Genomic DNA, 17,190 nt, shown 5'->3' on the forward strand with positions numbered 1-17,190 from the left:
CAGTGGCAAAAAAACCTGCGGCGGATTTTAGGTCATCGCTGTGTAAAAGGCTCTACCACGCGCCACGTTTCCCGGCGTTTGCAGGCCGATAACTTTCGTGCAGAACGGGTGACCCGCAGGATCATTCACGTGACTGATAGTTTATTTGTGACTGACGGTTCACTTTCGACCTTTGACAGGTTTGTTTCTTGTCTATATTTTTTCGAATCTGAATAATGTAAGAATTATCGTCATCGCAGCACCCAGCAGTAAACCGGGAACAGGATGGGGATCCTGCCTCGGCGAAAATCGCGCCTTGCCCTGTCGGCAACGCGCCAGACAACAACAAAAACCGAGGTTTTCAATGACAACTGCGTTACAGCAACCTTCGCTCTCGAGCCAGTGCCTGGCCGAGTTTCTGGGTACTGCACTCCTGATCTTTTTCGGTACGGGTTGCGTCGCCGCGCTCAAGGTCGCGGGCGCCAGCTTCGGTCTGTGGGAAATCAGCATCATCTGGGGCATCGGCGTGAGCATGGCGATCTACCTCACCGCCGGCGTTTCCGGCGCGCACCTCAACCCTGCCGTCAGTATTGCCCTGAGCATTTTCGCCGACTTCGAAAAGCGCAAACTGCCGTTCTACATTCTGGCTCAGGTCGCCGGCGCCTTCTGCGGCGCGCTGCTGGTTTACACGCTGTACAGCAACCTGTTCTTCGATTTCGAACAAACTCACCATATGGTTCGTGGCACTGAAGCCAGCCTCGAACTGGCGTCGGTCTTCTCCACTTTCCCGAACCCTGCGCTTTCGACTGCCCAGGCGTTTTTGGTCGAGGTGATCATCACCGCGATCCTGATGGGTGTGATCATGTCCCTGACCGACGACAACAACGGCCTGCCGAAAGGCCCGCTGGCACCGCTGCTGATCGGTCTGCTGATTGCCGTGATCGGCAGCTCGATGGGCCCGCTGACCGGTTTCGCGATGAACCCGGCCCGGGACTTCGGTCCGAAACTGATGACTTTCTTCGCCGGCTGGGGTGAAATTTCCTTCACCGGCGCACGTGAAATCCCGTACTTCCTGATTCCGATTTTTGCACCGATTGTCGGTGCCTGCCTCGGCGCTGCCGGGTATCGCGGGCTGATTGCCCGTCACCTGACCGGCGCCACACCTGCTACAAAGGATGCAGAACCGGCCATTGACGGCAAACCAAGAACTTCTTGAAACAGTCGGCGCGGGCTCCTGCCCTTATAGAGCCCGCGCCACGGCCCACTCTCCCTTATTTCGTCCAAGGCAATCGACATGACCGACATTCAGAATAAGAACTACATCATTGCCCTCGATCAGGGTACGACCAGCTCCCGCGCGATCATTTTCGACCGCGACGCGAACGTGGTCTGCACCGCACAACGCGAATTCGCCCAGCATTACCCGCAAGCCGGTTGGGTCGAACACGACCCGATGGAAATCTTCGCCACCCAGAGCGCGGTGATGGTCGAAGCGCTGGCCCAGGCCGGTCTGCACCATGACCAGGTCGCCGCCATCGGCATCACCAACCAGCGCGAAACCACCGTGGTCTGGGACAAGACCACCGGCCGCCCGGTGTACAACGCGATCGTCTGGCAATGCCGCCGCAGCACCGAGATCTGCCAGCAGCTCAAGCGCGACGGTCATGAAGACTACATCCGCGACACCACCGGCCTGGTCACCGACCCGTACTTCTCCGGCACCAAACTGAAGTGGATCCTCGACAACGTCGAAGGCAGCCGCGAACGTGCGCGCAACGGCGAACTGCTGTTCGGCACCGTCGACAGCTGGCTGATCTGGAAATTCACCGGCGGCAAGGTCCACGTCACCGACTACACCAACGCCTCGCGCACCATGCTCTTCAACATCCACACACTGGAGTGGGACGCGAAGATGCTGGAGATCCTCGACATCCCGCGCGAGATGCTGCCGGAAGTCAAAGCCTCTTCGGAAATCTACGGTCGCACCAAGAGCGGCATCGCCATCGGCGGTATCGCCGGCGACCAACAGGCTGCGCTGTTCGGACAGATGTGCGTCGAGCCGGGCCAGGCAAAAAACACCTATGGCACCGGTTGCTTCCTGCTGATGAACACCGGCGACAAAGCCGTGAAATCCCAGCACGGCATGCTCACCACCATCGCCTGCGGCCCACGCGGCGAAGTGGCTTACGCCCTGGAAGGCGCAGTATTCAACGGCGGCTCGACTGTGCAATGGCTGCGCGATGAACTGAAAATCATCAACGACGCCCACGACACCGAATACTTCGCCAATAAAGTGAAGGACAGCAACGGCGTCTATCTGGTGCCAGCCTTCACTGGCCTCGGCGCTCCCTACTGGGACCCGTATGCCCGTGGCGCCCTGTTCGGCCTGACCCGTGGCGTGCGTGTGGATCACATCATCCGTGCTGCGCTGGAATCGATCGCCTACCAGACCCGCGACGTCCTCGACGCCATGCAACAGGACTCCGGTGAACGCCTCAAGGCCCTGCGCGTGGACGGCGGTGCTGTAGCGAACAACTTCCTCATGCAGTTCCAGGCCGACATTCTCGGCACTCAGGTCGAGCGTCCGAAAATGCGCGAAACCACGGCGCTGGGCGCCGCTTATCTGGCCGGCCTGGCGTGCGGTTTCTGGGGCAGCCTGGAAGAGCTGCGCGGCAAGGCAGTGATCGAACGCGAGTTCGAACCGAGCCTGGACGAAGCGGCCAAAGAGAAGCTCTATAAAGGCTGGAAAAAAGCCGTCAGCCGTACCCGCGACTGGGAACGTGAAGACGCTGAATAAGCCAAGCTGAGTACTCGTAACCTGTTGGTCCAAACAGCGTGAAAGCGTAGCGAGCGAAGGCAAGACAAGGCAAAAACAGGCGAGGACGCGGAGTTTACGGGTTTGTAAATGAGCAGTCCGAGCCTGTTTTTAACGCAGGATTGCCGAGCGCAGTAGCTTTCACGTTGTTTGGAAACTGGTAGGGAGCGGATTCCTGCGTCATCATGGGCAAATTTTGCACGGCAGCCCAAAGGAAGCCCCATGAATCTGCCTCCCCGTCAGCAGCAAATCCTCGAGCTGGTCCGCGAACGCGGCTATGTGAGCATCGAGGAGATGGCCACGCTGTTCGTTGTTACCCCGCAAACCATCCGCCGCGATATCAATCAACTGGCGGAAGCCAATCTGCTGCGTCGCTACCACGGCGGCGCCGCTTATGATTCCAGCGTCGAAAACACCGCCTACGCGATGCGCGCCGATCAGATGCGCGATGAAAAGCAACGCATCGGCGAAGCCATCGCCGCACAGATTCCCGATCACGCCTCGCTATTCATCAATATCGGCACGACGACCGAATCGATTGCCCGCGCCCTGCTCAATCACAGCCACCTGAAGATCATCACCAACAACCTGCACGTCGCTTCGATGCTCAGTGCCAAAGATGATTTCGATGTGCTGCTGACCGGCGGCAATGTGCGTCGCGACGGCGGCGTGGTGGGTCAGGCGAGCGTGGACTTCATCAACCAGTTCAAGGTCGACTTTGCACTGGTGGGCATCAGCGGCATCGACGAAGACGGCAGCCTGCTCGACTTCGATTACCAGGAAGTCCGGGTGTCCCAGGCGATCATCGCCAATGCCCGACAGGTGATCCTGGCGGCGGACTCCAGCAAGTTCGGCCGTAACGCGATGATCCGCCTCGGCCCGATCAGCCTGATCGATTGCCTGGTGACCGATCAGCAGCCGGTGCCGGCCCTGGCGCAACTGCTGAGTCAGCACAAGATTCGCCTGGAAGTCGTTTAACCCCCCCTTTTTATTTCTCGTTCCCACGCTCCGCGTGGGAATGCAGCCCGGGACGCTCCGCGTCCCCTCCCCAGCGCTGACGCAGAGCGTCAATGTATGTATTCCCACGCAGAGCGTGGGAACGATCAGCCACACTGCGTGCAACGATCAGTGCTCTAACGCGCATCTGATGTTCGAAAATTTTCTTTTAACCGTCCTTCGATGAGTTTTTTCAATCGAAGTCGACTGGCTGCGCGCGTCTTTATGGGCTACCATTTTCGCAAATGAACATTCATGTTCGATTTCCAAGACAGAAAATCAAAAGAGCCCGAGGCCAGCCGATGTCCACATCTACCTTGCGTACGCCACCTATCTCCGAGATCTACGACATCGCCGTCATCGGCGGCGGGATCAATGGCGTGGGGATCGCAGCGGATGCCGCCGGTCGCGGTCTTTCGGTGTTCCTTTGCGAAAAGGACGATCTGGCCAGCCACACCTCCTCGGCCAGCAGCAAGCTGATCCACGGTGGCCTGCGCTACCTCGAACATTACGAATTCCGTCTGGTGCGCGAAGCCCTGGCCGAACGCGAAGTGCTGCTGGCCAAGGCCCCGCACATCGTCAAGCCAATGCGTTTCGTGCTGCCGCACCGCCCGCACCTGCGTCCGGCGTGGATGATCCGCGCAGGCCTGTTCCTTTATGACCACCTCGGCAAGCGCGAAAAACTGGCGGGCTCGAAAAGCCTGAAGTTCGGCGCCGACAGCGCACTGAAAAGCGAAATCAGCAAAGGCTTCGAATACTCTGACTGCTGGGTCGACGACGCCCGCCTCGTGGTTCTGAACGCCATGGCCGCCCGTGAAAAAGGCGCGCACATTCACACCCAGACCCGTTGCGTCAGTGCCCGCCGCGCCAAGGGTCTGTGGCACCTGAACCTGGAACGCGCCGACGGCAGCCTGTTTTCGATTACCGCCAAAGCACTGGTGAACGCCGCCGGTCCGTGGGTCGCCAAGTTCATCCGTGACGACCTGAAGATGGAATCGCCGTACGGCATCCGCCTGATCCAGGGCAGCCACATCATCGTGCCGAAACTGTACGAAGGCGATCACGCGCACATCCTGCAAAACGAAGATCAGCGCATCGTTTTCACCATTCCGTACCTGAACAACCTGACCCTGATCGGCACCACCGACCGCGAGTACACCGGCGATCCGGCCAAAGTGGCGATCACCGACGGCGAAACCGATTACCTGCTGAAAGTGGTCAACGCCCACTTCAAGAAGCAGATCAGCCGTGATGACATCCTGCACACCTACTCGGGCGTGCGTCCGCTGTGCAACGACGAGTCCGACAATCCGTCGGCCGTGACCCGCGACTACACCCTGGCGCTGTCCGGCAGCACCGAAGAAGCGCCGCTGCTGTCGGTGTTTGGCGGCAAGCTGACCACCTACCGCAAGCTCGCCGAGTCGGCGATGGCGCAGCTGATGCCGTACTTCACCCAGATGCGCCCGAGCTGGACGGCCACCGCCACCCTGCCCGGCGGCGAAGACATGACCACGCCACAGGCCCTGAGCGCGCTGATCCGCGACAAGTTCGACTGGGTACCGACCGAAATCGCCCGCCGCTGGGCCACCACCTACGGCAGCCGCACCTGGCGCATGCTCGAAGGCGTCGACACCCTCGCCGACATGGGCGAACACATCGGTGGCGGGCTCTACACCCGTGAAGTCGATTACCTGTGCACCGAAGAATGGGCCACCACCGCGCATGACATCCTGTGGCGTCGCAGCAAACTGGGCCTGTTCACCACGCCGGCCGAGCAAGAGCGACTGGCGGCGTACCTGAACAAGGTCGAGCTGAACCGCAGCAAGATCGAAGCGGCCTGATTCGTTCGTCGCTGAACAAAAAGCCCCTGAATCGCAAGATTCAGGGGCTTTTTGCATTCAGGCTGAAACAAGGCGCAATGAGGACGTTCGGTTTTCCGAACGCGACCTGACGGTCAATTCGGTTAACCGGATCAGATTCACGGAAAAACACCATCACAAAACTTTAATAACGTTATAAATCAACGAATTAACCCGTACCGACTGGTCTGGCACGACTCATGCTCTACACTCCTTCGACGAATGCCTGTTGCGCCAACACAACAGGAGCCGTCAGGCATTCGAAGTACAAAGGGCCCGCTCAACCGGCTCCATAAAAAAAACAATGTCGAGGAAAATTTGATGCGCATCGTTCCCCATATCCTGGGCGCAGCCATTGCTGCCGCTCTGATCAGCACACCAGTTTTCGCTGCCGAACTCACCGGCACCCTTAAGAAGATCAAAGAGTCCGGCGTCATCACCCTGGGCCACCGTGACGCTTCCATTCCTTTCTCCTACATCGCTGACGCTTCCGGCAAGCCGGTCGGCTACTCCCACGATATCCAGCTGGCCATCGTCGAAGCGATCAAGAAAGACCTGGACCTGCCAAATCTGCAGGTCAAATACAACCTGGTCACTTCGCAAACCCGTATCCCGCTGGTGCAGAACGGCACCGTGGACGTCGAATGCGGCTCCACCACCAACAACGTCGAGCGTCAGCAACAGGTCGACTTCTCCGTCGGCATCTTCGAAATCGGTACCCGTCTGCTGTCCAAGGCTGACTCCAAGTACAAGGATTTCGACGATCTGAAAGGCAAGAACGTCGTGACCACCGCCGGCACCACTTCCGAGCGCATCCTCAAGGCGATGAACGCCGACAAGCAGATGGGCATGAACGTGATCTCCGCCAAGGACCACGGTGAATCCTTCCAGATGCTGGAATCGGGTCGTGCCGTTGCGTTCATGATGGACGACGCCCTGCTGGCCGGTGAAGCCGCCAAGGCCAAGAAAGCCTCCGACTGGGCCGTGACCGGTACTCCACAGTCGTACGAAATCTACGGCTGCATGATGCGCAAAGGCGACGAGCCGTTCAAAAAGGCTGTCGACGACGCCATCAAGGCAACCTACGCCTCGGGCGAGATCAACAAGATCTACGAAAAATGGTTCATGCAGCCGATTCCGCCAAAAGGCCTGAACCTGAACTTCCCGATGAGCGACGAGCTCAAGGCCCTGATCGCCAATCCGACCGACAAAGCGGCTGACGACAAGAAATCCTGATTTCTGACTAACCTTATCCCCTGAGGAGGCGCCTGCCTTTTCAGGGGATGGTCACTCCCTGCTGGCATTTTCTGGAAACACTCGAACCGGTGGCTGTCGAGCCGATCGCGTGTGCCTGATTTTCACAATCAGGGCGGGAACGGAGCTTCCCCAGGCGGGCACTTGTACATCGATCGAATCGAGGGGAGACCCTAATGAATTACAACTGGGACTGGGGCGTGTTCTTCAAGTCCACCGGCGTGGGCAGCGAGACCTATCTCGACTGGTTCATTTCCGGTCTGGGCTGGACCATCGCCATCGCCATCGTGGCCTGGATCATCGCCCTGCTGCTCGGCTCGCTGCTGGGCATCATGCGCACCGTGCCAAACCGCATCGTGTCGGGCATCGCGACCTGCTACGTCGAACTGTTCCGTAACGTGCCGCTGCTGGTTCAGCTGTTCATCTGGTACTTCCTGGTGCCCGATCTGCTGCCGCCGGATCTGCAGGAGTGGTACAAGCAGGACCTGAACCCGACCACCTCGGCCTACCTGAGCGTTGTCGTGTGCCTGGGCCTCTTCACCGCCGCCCGTGTCTGCGAACAGGTTCGCACTGGTATCCAGGCGCTGCCACGCGGCCAGGAATCCGCCGCCCGCGCCATGGGTTTCAAGCTGCCGCAGATCTACTGGAACGTGCTGCTGCCCCAGGCCTACCGGATCATCATTCCGCCGCTCACCTCGGAATTCCTGAACGTGTTCAAGAACTCCTCCGTGGCGTCCCTGATCGGTCTGATGGAGCTGCTGGCGCAAACCAAACAGACCGCCGAATTCTCGGCCAACCTGTTTGAAGCCTTCACCCTGGCGACCCTGATCTACTTCACCCTCAACATGAGCCTGATGCTGCTGATGCGCATGGTCGAGAAGAAAGTCGCCGTGCCCGGCCTGATCTCCGTGGGGGGTAAATAATGGAATTCGATTTCAGTGGCATCGTTCCGGCCATTCCCGGCCTGTGGAACGGCATGCTGATGACCCTCAAGCTGATGGCGCTCGGCGTGGTCGGCGGGATCATCCTCGGCACCATCCTCGCGCTGATGCGCCTGTCCCACAGCAAACTGCTGTCGAGCATCGCCGGCGCCTACGTCAACTATTTCCGTTCGATCCCGCTGCTGCTGGTGATCACCTGGTTCTACCTGGCAGTGCCGTTCGTGCTGCGCTGGATCACCGGCGAAGACACCCCGATCGGCGCGTTCACCTCGTGCATCGTGGCGTTCATGATGTTCGAAGCGGCGTACTTCTGCGAAATCGTCCGGGCCGGCGTGCAGTCGATCCCGAAAGGCCAGATGGGCGCGGCGCAGGCACTGGGCATGACCTACGGCCAGATGATGCGCCTGATCATCCTGCCTCAGGCGTTCCGCAAGATGACCCCGCTGCTCCTGCAGCAGAGCATCATCCTGTTCCAGGACACCTCGCTGGTCTACACCGTGGGCCTGGTGGACTTCCTCAACGCCTCGCGCGCCAGTGGCGACATCATTGGCCGCTCGAATGAGTTCCTGATCTTCGCAGGTCTCGTGTACTTCACCATCAGCTTTGCCGCCTCGGTGCTGGTCAAGCGTCTGCAAAAAAGGTTCGCCGTATGATCTCTATCAAGAACATCAACAAGTGGTATGGGGACTTCCAGGTGCTGACCGATTGCAGCACCGAGGTCAAAAAGGGTGAAGTGATCGTGGTCTGCGGTCCGTCCGGTTCGGGCAAGTCGACCCTGATCAAGTGCGTCAACGCGCTCGAGCCGTTTCAGAAAGGCGACATCGTGGTCGACGGCACATCGATTGCCGATCCGAAGACCAACCTGCCGAAACTGCGCTCGCGCGTCGGCATGGTGTTCCAGCATTTCGAACTGTTCCCGCACCTGACCATCACCGAAAACCTGACCATCGCGCAGATCAAGGTGCTGGGCCGCAGCAAGGAAGAAGCAACCAAGAAAGGCCTGCAACTGCTCGAGCGCGTCGGCCTGTCGGCTCACGCCCACAAGCACCCCGGCCAACTGTCCGGCGGTCAGCAACAGCGTGTGGCGATCGCCCGTGCGCTGGCGATGGACCCGATCGTCATGCTGTTCGACGAACCGACCTCGGCGCTGGACCCGGAAATGGTCAACGAAGTGCTCGACGTGATGGTGCAACTGGCCCACGAAGGCATGACCATGATGTGCGTGACCCACGAAATGGGCTTCGCCCGTAAAGTGGCCGACCGTGTGATCTTCATGGACGCCGGCAAGATCATCGAAGACTGCAAGAAAGAAGAGTTCTTTGGCGACATCAGCCAACGCTCCGAACGCGCGCAGCATTTCCTCGAGAAAATCCTGCAGCACTAAAAACTGCTGCACTCCCCGACATCCACTGTCGGGGAATGCAGGTGGTTGACCCAAGGCATCTGTGATGAAATGCGACCCCACTCTCTATCGCGCCACGCCGCCATCACTTGCCGTGAAACCCCGTCTGATCCGCCACCTGTTCCTGCCGCCGCTGGTCATCGCCCTGATGATCGGACTGGGTTACATCGGCTTCTGGACCAGCGAACATTTCGGCATCCGCAGTCTCGGCGAAAACGGCCAGCGCCAGCTGGAACTGCACGCCCGCGCGGTCGAAAGCGAGATCAGCAAATACACCTACCTGCCCAGCCTGCTGGAGCTCGAATCGAGCGTATCGCAGTTGCTGGACGACCCGACCCCGGAACACCGGCAAACGGTCAACGATTACCTTGAAGGCCTGAACCGGCGCAGCCGCAGTCGGGCCATCTACGTCATGGACACCACCGGCCGTGTCATGGCCACCAGCAACTGGCGCGACGTCGACAGTTATCTCGGTGAAGACCTGTCGTTCCGCGCCTACTTCCAGAACGCCATCCGCGGCCAGCCCGGACGTTTCTACGGGATCGGCAGCACCAACGGCGAACCCGGTTATTACCTGGCCCACGGCCTCGAAGAACACGGCAAGATCATCGGCGTCGCGGTGGTCAAGGTGCGCCTGGAAGCCATGGAAGAACGCTGGCAACGGGCACGTCTCGAAGCCTTCGTCAGCGATGAAAACGGCATCATCATTCTGTCCAGCGATCCGGCCCGGCGCCTGAAATCGGTGATACCGCTGAGCGACGAGACCAAGGAAAAACTCGCCCGCAGCCTGCAGTACTACTGGTTCCCGCTGAACGAGCTGCAACCGCTGGCCCGGGAAACCCTGTCCGAAGGCGTGGAAAAACTCACTTTCCCGGCCAACAGCGAAGTGCCGAGCCAACAGGATGGCGATGAGGAAAACATCAGCTATCTGGCGCAAACCCGACCACTGAGCGATACCCCGTGGAATTTCACTCTGCTCACGCCGTTGCAGGATCTGCGGCGCGAAGCGATCAATCAGGGGATTCTGGTGGCCGTGGCGTTTGCCTTGGTGGCGTTCCTGCTGATCGCCTGGAACGAACGGCGCAAGGTCATCGCCACCCGCCTCGCCGCCCGCGAAGCCCTGCAGGAAGCCAACAATCAGCTGGAGCGTCGGATTACCGAACGCACCGCCGACCTGCGCGCCAGCAACGACCGGCTCAAGAGCCAGATCCGCGAACGGCGTCAGGCCGAAGAGACTTTGCGCCGCGCCCAGGACGAACTGGTGCAGGCCGGCAAACTCGCAGCCATCGGCCAGATGTCAACCAGCATCGCCCACGAACTGAACCAGCCGCTGGCGGCGATGCGCACGCTGTCGGGCAACACCATTCGCTTCCTTGAGCGCGGCCAGCTGGATGTCGCCAGCACCAACCTCAAGACCATCAACGACCTCATCGACCGCATGGGCCGGATCACCGCCAGCCTGCGCTCCTTCGCCCGGCGCGGCGACGACAAGGGCCGCGCCAGCCTCGGCAAAGCGGTGGATGCCGCGCTGCAAGTGCTCGGCGCCCGTGTCGAAAGTGCGTCCCTGCAACTGCATCGCCAGTTCGACGATGTTCAGGTGCAGATCGACCAGACGCGGCTGGAGCAGATTCTGGTCAACCTGATCGGCAACGCCCTCGACGCCATGCAGGCGCAACCGCTGCCGGAACTGTGGCTGGAAGGCGAAGAATTCAACGGCAAATATCGCCTGCGGGTGCGCGACAACGGGCACGGCATCGACGCCGAAGCGCGCAAGCACCTGTTCGAACCGTTCTTCACCACCAAGCCCGGCGAACAGGGCCTGGGCCTCGGCCTGACCCTGTCGGCCAGCCTCGCCGCCGCCACCGGCGGGCATCTGGGTGTCGAACACCCGGCCAGCGGTGGTACCACTTTCGTCCTCAGTTTACCGTTGGTAAGCCCTACTCCTGCCGAGCCAATATGAACAACGACCTCAGTGTATTGATCGTCGAAGACGACCCCCATGTCCTGCTCGGCTGCCAGCAGGCGCTGACGCTGGAAGACATTCCCTGCATCGGCGTGGGCAGTGCCGAAGAAGCGCTGGAGCAGGTCGGTGACAACTTCGCCGGGATCGTCATCAGCGACATTCGCCTGCCCGGCATCGACGGTCTGGAACTGCTGACCCGACTCAAGCAACGCGACCGCAGTTTGCCGGTGGTGTTGATCACCGGACATGGCGACATCTCTATGGCGGTCGGCGCGATGCAGAAAGGCGCCTACGACTTCATGGAAAAACCGTTCTCCCCTGAGCGGTTGGTCGATGTGGCCCGCCGCGCGCTGGAGCAACGCAGCCTGAATCGCGAAGTCTCGTCCCTGCGCCGGCAACTGGCCGAACGCGATTCCCTTGAAGGGCGGATCATCGGCCGTTCGCCGGCCATGCAGAACCTGCGCGAGCTGATCGCCAACGTCGCCGACACCTCAGCCAACGTGCTGATCGAAGGCGAAACCGGCACCGGCAAAGAACTGGTCGCCCGTTGTTTGCATGATTTCAGCCGCCGCCACACCAAACAATTTGTCGCGCTGAACTGCGGCGGGCTGCCGGAAAACCTGTTTGAAAGCGAAATCTTCGGCCACGAAGCCAACGCCTTCACCGGCGCCGGCAAACGGCGGATCGGCAAGATCGAACACGCCGACGGCGGCACGCTGTTCCTCGACGAAGTGGAAAGCATGCCGCTGCCGTTGCAGATCAAACTGCTGCGGGTATTGCAGGAACGCACCCTCGAACGCCTCGGTTCGAACCAGAGCGTGGCGGTGGATTGCCGGGTGATCGCGGCCACCAAATCCGACCTCGACGAATCAAGCAAGGCCGGGGAATTTCGCAGCGACTTGTACTACCGCCTCAACGTGGTGACGCTGGAACTGCCGCCCCTGCGCGAGCGCCGCGAAGACATCCTGCAACTGTTCGAACACTTCACCCAGCAATCGGCCCTGCGTTTCGACCGGGCGCTGCCGGAGCTGGACAACCAGACCCTGTCGAGCCTGATGAGCCACGACTGGCCGGGCAACGTACGGGAACTGCGCAACGTCGCCGAGCGTTTTGCCCTCGGTTTGCCGGCGTTCAAGAAAACCGGCGCGGGTAGCGCGGGCCAGGGTCTGGCATTCGCCGAAGCAGTGGAAGCGTTCGAGCGCAACCTGCTCAGCGACGCCCTGCAACGCAGCGGCGGCAACCTGACCCAGGCCAGCCTGGAACTGGGCATGGCCAAGACCACGCTGTTCGACAAAGTGAAGAAATACGGCCTGAGCCATTAAGCGAGAACGACGTGGATCTGATTTTCAAGGCAATGCTCGGTGCGGCCGTGGTGGTGATCCTCGCCATGCTGGCCAAGACCAAAAACTACTACATCGCCGGGCTGGTGCCGCTGTTCCCGACCTTCGCCCTGATCGCCCACTACATCGTCGGCAAGGGCCGTTCGATCGACGACCTGAAGACCACCATCGTCTTCGGCATGTGGTCGATCATTCCGTACTTCGTCTATCTGGCGACCTTGTACGTGATGGTCGACCGCATGCGTCTCGAAGCTTCACTGGCGGTCGCGGCAGTGGCGTGGCTGATGGCGGCGACGGTGCTGGTGTCGGTGTGGGTTCGGCTTCACGCCTGAATCAGAGCAGGTTGTGTTCCGCCACCGGTTCGATCTGCGCCCAGTGCGACGTGTCTTCGCGATGCTCACGCAGGTACGGCAACACCACCGCCAGCAACGGCTCCTTGAATGCCTCCTGAAAGCGGTGCGCCAGCCCCGGAATCAGCCGCAGCTGACTGCCGCGAATATGCGCCGCCAGGTGCACGCCGTGCATCACCGGCAACAACGGATCGGCCGTGCCGTGCACCACCAGCGTCGGGACGCGCAGTTGATTGAGCAACGCTACCCGGCTCGGTTCGGCGAGGATCGCCATGATCTGGCGCTTCACGCCTTCGGGATTGAACGCCCGGTCATAGGACAGCGCCGCTTGATGCAGCAAAGCCTGCCGATCATCGCTGACTGAAGGACTGCCCAGCGCCGCCAACAAATCAGCCTGTTGCTCCAACGCGATCTGGCGATTGGGAGCGCCACGCCGAGCCAGCAACTGCACCAGCGCCGCACTCGGCGCCGGCAACCCTTCGGCACCGGAGCTTGTCATGATCAGCGTCAGGCTCTCGACCCGTTGCGGCGCCATCGCCGCCATGTGCTGGGCGATCATCCCGCCCATGCTCGCGCCGAGCACGTGGAACTGCTCGACGTGCAACGCGTCCATCAGGCCCAGTGCATCGTCGGCCATGTCGGTCAGGCTGTAAGGCGCCGCCACCGGCAGGCCGAGCTTGTAGCGCAGCACCTCAAAGGTCAGGTTGGCTTCCACCGGCGTCTGGCGCCAGGTCGACAGACCGACATCGCGGTTGTCATAACGGATCACCCGAAAACCCTGCTGACACAGCGCAACCACCACTTCGTCCGGCCAGTGGATCAACTGCCCGCCCAGGCCCATCACCAGCAACAGCGCCGGATCCGACGCACGGCCGATGCTCTGGTACGCCAGGCTCACCTGCTCCAGATCGACCCGCTCGGTCGGTACATTGACGTCGCAACGCGACGCCGCATAAGACGCCGGAACGAAAAAAACCGCGGCCAACAACGCCGCGATTGCAAAAAATCCCTTGAACATGAAAAACACCGAAACGCAGAACCCCAGTAGAGCGCGAGTCTGATGAAGTTTGTTCAAGCGCGCTGCCACAGTTCGATGACAGTTTGATGAAGAGTGCCGAGCGGTCGAATGGGCGACAAGCCTGACCGTTCCGAAGCGCACGGGCAGGTGCCGTCATGACGGGGCAGGATTGAGGTCGAACCACCTGTCCGGACTGTCAGATCTGACAGTGGATTGTCACCTGATTAAAGCCTTTCATGAGCGTGCAAGGCTGACAGCCCATTCATGGAAAGCGGAGGCGAGATGAACGTAAATCAGATTCAGAACGGAGATTTCGAGACAAGGGATCTCACAGGCTGGGGCCTACAAATCAATCAGGGAAAGGCCAGTGTTGTTTTATATGACCGAAGCTTCCAGGTAGAGGTGCAGCCAGGTCTGGACGACGGCGTTGTGCTGTACACCCGATTCGATATCACCCCGGGTCGTTTTACCTTGATGCTGGATGCCACGGCGCCCACAGCACAGTTTCACCAGGACCCACGTGAAATCGAAACTCATCCGATCCTGTTTATGTTCGTCACGGGCTATGCAGCCGATGGCTCAACTGTCCAGTTCGACGTCGGAAGCTGGTGGCTGGAGGTGACTCAACAGACACACCGGTACATCGGGACAATGCCCTCTAATGTGGTGAGGGCGGAAGTGCAGCTTTCGTTTCCTTCAGATCCTCTTCAGGTCAAAGGGCGCACCTACATCGACAACGTCAGTTACACCCTCAACTCACAAAAAAGTCCTGCGGGGAAGCGCTGGAGTCAATGACAGAAGCCCGCTGAGCGAAAACACTCAGCGGGTTATCTGACCTTGCGACGCGCCCGACGCGTTACGCCAACTGACTGCGCAACTGCCGCGCCGCCGCCACCATGTTCACCAGCGCCGCCTCGGTCTCCGGCCACGCTCGGGTCTTCAGGCCGCAATCGGGATTGACCCACAGGCGCTGCGCCGGGATGCGCTTCACGGCTTTGCTCATCAGTTTCACCATCTCGGCGGTGTCCGGCACGCGCGGCGAGTGGATGTCGTAGACGCCCGGGCCGATATCGTTCGGGTAGTCGAACGCTTCGAAGGCTTCGAGCAATTCCATGTCCGAGCGCGAGGTTTCGATGGTGATGACGTCGGCGTCCATGTCGGCGATCGCCTTGATCACGTCATTGAATTCGCTGTAGCACATGTGGGTGTGGATCTGGGTTTCATCCTTCACGCCCGAGGCTGTCAGGCGGAACGCTTCCACCGCCCAGTCGAGGTATTCCTGCCATTGTTCACGGCGCAATGGCAGGCCTTCGCGGAACGCCGCCTCGTCGATCTGCACGATCTTGATTCCGGCGTTTTCCAGATCCACCACTTCGTCACGCAGGGCCAGCGCCAGTTGTTGCGCCTGGACTTTGCGCGACACGTCTTCACGGGGGAACGACCACATCAGCATGGTCACCGGACCGGTCAGCATGCCTTTCATGACCTTGTCGGTCAGGCTCTGGGCGTAGGTGATCCAGTCCACGGTCATGGCGTTCGGACGGGACAGATCGCCATAAATCACCGCCGGTTTCACGCAGCGGGAGCCGTAGCTCTGCACCCAGCCGAAACGGGTAAACAGATAACCGTCGAGCTGTTCGGCGAAGTACTCGACCATGTCATTGCGCTCGGCTTCACCGTGCACCAATACATCAAGGCCCAGACGCTCCTGCACTTGCACCGCGTGGCGGATTTCGCTGCGCATGGCGTCGTGGTAATCGTTGGCCGACAGCTTGCCCTGCTTGAACGCCTGACGGGCCAGACGGATCGAGCCGGTCTGCGGGAACGAACCGATGGTGGTGGTCGGGAACGTCGGCAATTTCAAACGCGCCTGCTGTGCGGCGATGCGTTTGGCGAACGGCGAATGGCGCTGGCTGTCGCTGGCGTTGATCGCTTCGATCCGCGCCTGCACCTCGGCTTTGTGAATGCGTGGCGACCGAGTGCGGCTCTCTTGAATCGCGCGGCTTTCGGCCAGTGCGCTTTGCACTTTTGGCGCTTGCGGATCGTTCAGCGCATCACGCAGTACAGAGATTTCGCTGCACTTCTGCACGGCGAATGCCAGCCAGCTTTTCAGTTCCGGATCGAGCTTGTCTTCACGCTCGACATCCACCGGACTGTGCAGCAGCGAGCAGGAACTGCTGACCCAAAGGTTATCGCCAAAGCGCTCCTGCGCCGGTTGCAGTTGCGCCAGCGCCTGCTCCAGTTCGCAGCGCCAGACGTTGCGCCCGTTGACCAGGCCCACCGAAAGAATCTTGTAGGTCGGCAGGCGATCAAGCACCTGACCGAGCTGATCGGGCGCACGCACCGCATCGATGTGCAGGCCTTGTACCGGCAGGCCGACGGCCAGACCGAGGTTGTCTTGCAGGCCGCTGAAATAGGTCGCCACCAGTTTCTTCAGCGGCGAGTACTGAAGGATGTGATAGGCGCGTTCGAAGGCGCTTTTCCAGGTTTGCGGCAGGTCGAGGGTGAGGATCGGCTCATCGATCTGCACCCACTCCACGCCTTGTTCGGCGAGGCGACCAAGGATTTCGTTGTACACCGGCAGCAGGCGCTCAAGCAGATCGAGCTTGTCGAAGTCGTTGCCTTTCGCCTTGCCCAGCCACAGGTAAGTCAGCGGGCCGATGATCACCGGTTTGACGTTGTGACCGAGGGCCTTGGCTTCTTCGACTTCGTCGAACAGTTGTTCCCAGCTCAGCTTGAATTGCTGGTCTGCGCTGAATTCCGGGACCAGGTAGTGGTAGTTGGTGTCGAACCACTTGGTCAGCTCTTGCGCGTATTGAGTCTTGCCGTGCTCACCGCCGCAGCAGGACGACGTGGCGCCACGGGCCATGGCGAACAGCGTGTCGAGGGTTGGCAGACCGCGTTCGTCACGCACACCGTCGAAGCGCTCGGGGATCACACCGAAGGTCAGCGAGTGGGTCAGCACCTGGTCGTACCAGGCGAAGTCGCCGACCGGCAGCAGATCGATGCCGGCGTCCTTCTGCAGTTGCCAATGTTTGGCGCGCAGCTCACGGCCAACCTGATTCAGGGCGGCCTGATCGAGATCGCCTTTCCAACAGGCTTCAAGGGCTTTTTTCAGTTCGCGGTCGGCGCCGATGCGCGGGAAACCCAGGGTGTGTGCCACGGCCATGTCGAGTGTTCTCCATTGCGTAAAAGATGGCGCCATTGTCGACAGCCAGGGCAACATGAGACAAACTCAACCTTTTCGTGTTGATCACAAATTTTCCTCATGGA

General features: G+C 60.3%; 14 protein-coding genes. 12 read left to right on the forward strand and 2 right to left on the reverse strand.

All coding sequences use genetic code 11. The features are described from left to right. The first annotated feature begins 343 nt into the window (after positions 1–343). The 11 genes from AC0R79_RS24585 (at position 344) to AC0R79_RS24635 (ending at position 12,881) form a co-directional block, all read left to right on the forward strand. On the forward strand, positions 344–1,195 hold the full coding sequence (locus AC0R79_RS24585; protein ID WP_375747818.1) for an MIP/aquaporin family protein: 852 nt from the start codon (positions 344–346) through the stop codon (positions 1,193–1,195). 78 nt (positions 1,196–1,273) lie between these two features. Beyond that, positions 1,274–2,776, forward strand: coding sequence for a glycerol kinase GlpK (gene glpK / locus AC0R79_RS24590; RefSeq protein WP_007953181.1), 1,503 nt, complete (start codon positions 1,274–1,276; stop codon positions 2,774–2,776). Positions 2,777–3,016: 240 nt separating this feature from the next. Continuing rightward, the gene (locus AC0R79_RS24595) at positions 3,017–3,772 is read left to right on the forward strand and encodes a DeoR/GlpR family transcriptional regulator (protein WP_007953179.1); all 756 of its coding nucleotides are present in this window, start codon (positions 3,017–3,019) and stop codon (positions 3,770–3,772) included. 320 nt (positions 3,773–4,092) lie between these two features. Further along, entirely contained in the window at positions 4,093–5,631 is a 1,539-nt protein-coding gene (gene glpD / locus AC0R79_RS24600) for a glycerol-3-phosphate dehydrogenase (RefSeq protein ID WP_127799698.1), read from the forward strand. Positions 5,632–5,970: 339 nt separating this feature from the next. Continuing rightward, positions 5,971–6,885 carry a glutamate/aspartate ABC transporter substrate-binding protein gene (locus AC0R79_RS24605; protein ID WP_011335750.1) on the forward strand — a complete coding sequence of 305 codons (915 nt, stop codon included), beginning with the start codon at positions 5,971–5,973 and terminating at the stop codon, positions 6,883–6,885. A gap of 194 nt (positions 6,886–7,079) precedes the next feature. Next, the gene (locus tag AC0R79_RS24610) at positions 7,080–7,826 is read left to right on the forward strand and encodes an amino acid ABC transporter permease (RefSeq protein ID WP_007953174.1); all 747 of its coding nucleotides are present in this window, start codon (positions 7,080–7,082) and stop codon (positions 7,824–7,826) included. After that, positions 7,826–8,497, forward strand: a complete 672-nt coding sequence (locus tag AC0R79_RS24615; RefSeq protein WP_007953172.1) for an amino acid ABC transporter permease — start codon at positions 7,826–7,828, stop codon at positions 8,495–8,497. The genes AC0R79_RS24610 and AC0R79_RS24615 overlap by 1 nt, the downstream gene beginning before the upstream one ends. Next, positions 8,494–9,228, forward strand: coding sequence for an amino acid ABC transporter ATP-binding protein (locus tag AC0R79_RS24620; protein WP_007953170.1), 735 nt, complete (start codon positions 8,494–8,496; stop codon positions 9,226–9,228). Before AC0R79_RS24615 ends, AC0R79_RS24620 begins: the two co-directional genes overlap by 4 nt. A gap of 64 nt (positions 9,229–9,292) precedes the next feature. After that, the gene (aauS, locus tag AC0R79_RS24625; RefSeq protein WP_102718078.1) at positions 9,293–11,206 is read left to right on the forward strand and encodes a two-component sensor histidine kinase AauS; all 1,914 of its coding nucleotides are present in this window, start codon (positions 9,293–9,295) and stop codon (positions 11,204–11,206) included. Then, positions 11,203–12,531 (forward strand): two-component response regulator AauR, encoded by a 1,329-nt coding sequence (aauR, locus tag AC0R79_RS24630; RefSeq protein WP_085606770.1) that lies wholly within the window; start codon positions 11,203–11,205, stop codon positions 12,529–12,531. Before aauS ends, aauR begins: the two co-directional genes overlap by 4 nt. Positions 12,532–12,551: 20 nt before the next feature. Next, on the forward strand, positions 12,552–12,881 hold the full coding sequence (locus AC0R79_RS24635) for a GlpM family protein (protein WP_162831789.1): 330 nt from the start codon (positions 12,552–12,554) through the stop codon (positions 12,879–12,881). Between the two features lies 1 nt (position 12,882). Here AC0R79_RS24635 and AC0R79_RS24640 read toward each other — a convergent pair whose 3' ends face one another. Then, complete coding sequence (locus AC0R79_RS24640) at positions 12,883–13,917, reverse strand: alpha/beta fold hydrolase (protein WP_127799700.1); 1,035 nt, start codon at positions 13,915–13,917, stop codon at positions 12,883–12,885. A gap of 282 nt (positions 13,918–14,199) precedes the next feature. Between AC0R79_RS24640 and AC0R79_RS24645 the strand changes: the two genes are divergently transcribed. Next, positions 14,200–14,712, forward strand: coding sequence for a hypothetical protein (locus tag AC0R79_RS24645; RefSeq protein WP_127799702.1), 513 nt, complete (start codon positions 14,200–14,202; stop codon positions 14,710–14,712). 61 nt (positions 14,713–14,773) lie between these two features. Here AC0R79_RS24645 and metE read toward each other — a convergent pair whose 3' ends face one another. Then, on the reverse strand, positions 14,774–17,086 hold the full coding sequence (gene metE, locus AC0R79_RS24650) for a 5-methyltetrahydropteroyltriglutamate--homocysteine S-methyltransferase (protein ID WP_474731986.1): 2,313 nt from the start codon (positions 17,084–17,086) through the stop codon (positions 14,774–14,776). Between the last annotated feature and the right edge of the window lie 104 nt (positions 17,087–17,190).

Source organism: Pseudomonas sp. HD57-3 (assembly GCF_056113135.1).

Bases quoted from the DNA above. Each gene is read 5' to 3' on its own strand.
- aauR (WP_085606770.1), top strand. From the start codon at position 11,203: ATGAACAACGACCTCAGTGTATTGATCGTCGAAGACGACCCCCATGTC.
- AC0R79_RS24610 (WP_007953174.1), top strand. From the start codon at position 7,080: ATGAATTACAACTGGGACTGGGGCGTGTTCTTCAAGTCCACCGGCGTG.
- AC0R79_RS24640 (WP_127799700.1), bottom strand. From the start codon at position 13,917: ATGTTCAAGGGATTTTTTGCAATCGCGGCGTTGTTGGCCGCGGTTTTT.
- AC0R79_RS24585 (WP_375747818.1), top strand. From the start codon at position 344: ATGACAACTGCGTTACAGCAACCTTCGCTCTCGAGCCAGTGCCTGGCC.
- AC0R79_RS24615 (WP_007953172.1), top strand. From the start codon at position 7,826: ATGGAATTCGATTTCAGTGGCATCGTTCCGGCCATTCCCGGCCTGTGG.
- aauS (WP_102718078.1), top strand. From the start codon at position 9,293: ATGAAATGCGACCCCACTCTCTATCGCGCCACGCCGCCATCACTTGCC.
- AC0R79_RS24605 (WP_011335750.1), top strand. From the start codon at position 5,971: ATGCGCATCGTTCCCCATATCCTGGGCGCAGCCATTGCTGCCGCTCTG.
- AC0R79_RS24620 (WP_007953170.1), top strand. From the start codon at position 8,494: ATGATCTCTATCAAGAACATCAACAAGTGGTATGGGGACTTCCAGGTG.
- glpD (WP_127799698.1), top strand. From the start codon at position 4,093: ATGTCCACATCTACCTTGCGTACGCCACCTATCTCCGAGATCTACGAC.
- AC0R79_RS24645 (WP_127799702.1), top strand. From the start codon at position 14,200: ATGAACGTAAATCAGATTCAGAACGGAGATTTCGAGACAAGGGATCTC.
- AC0R79_RS24595 (WP_007953179.1), top strand. From the start codon at position 3,017: ATGAATCTGCCTCCCCGTCAGCAGCAAATCCTCGAGCTGGTCCGCGAA.
- metE (WP_474731986.1), bottom strand. From the start codon at position 17,086: ATGGCCGTGGCACACACCCTGGGTTTCCCGCGCATCGGCGCCGACCGC.
- glpK (WP_007953181.1), top strand. From the start codon at position 1,274: ATGACCGACATTCAGAATAAGAACTACATCATTGCCCTCGATCAGGGT.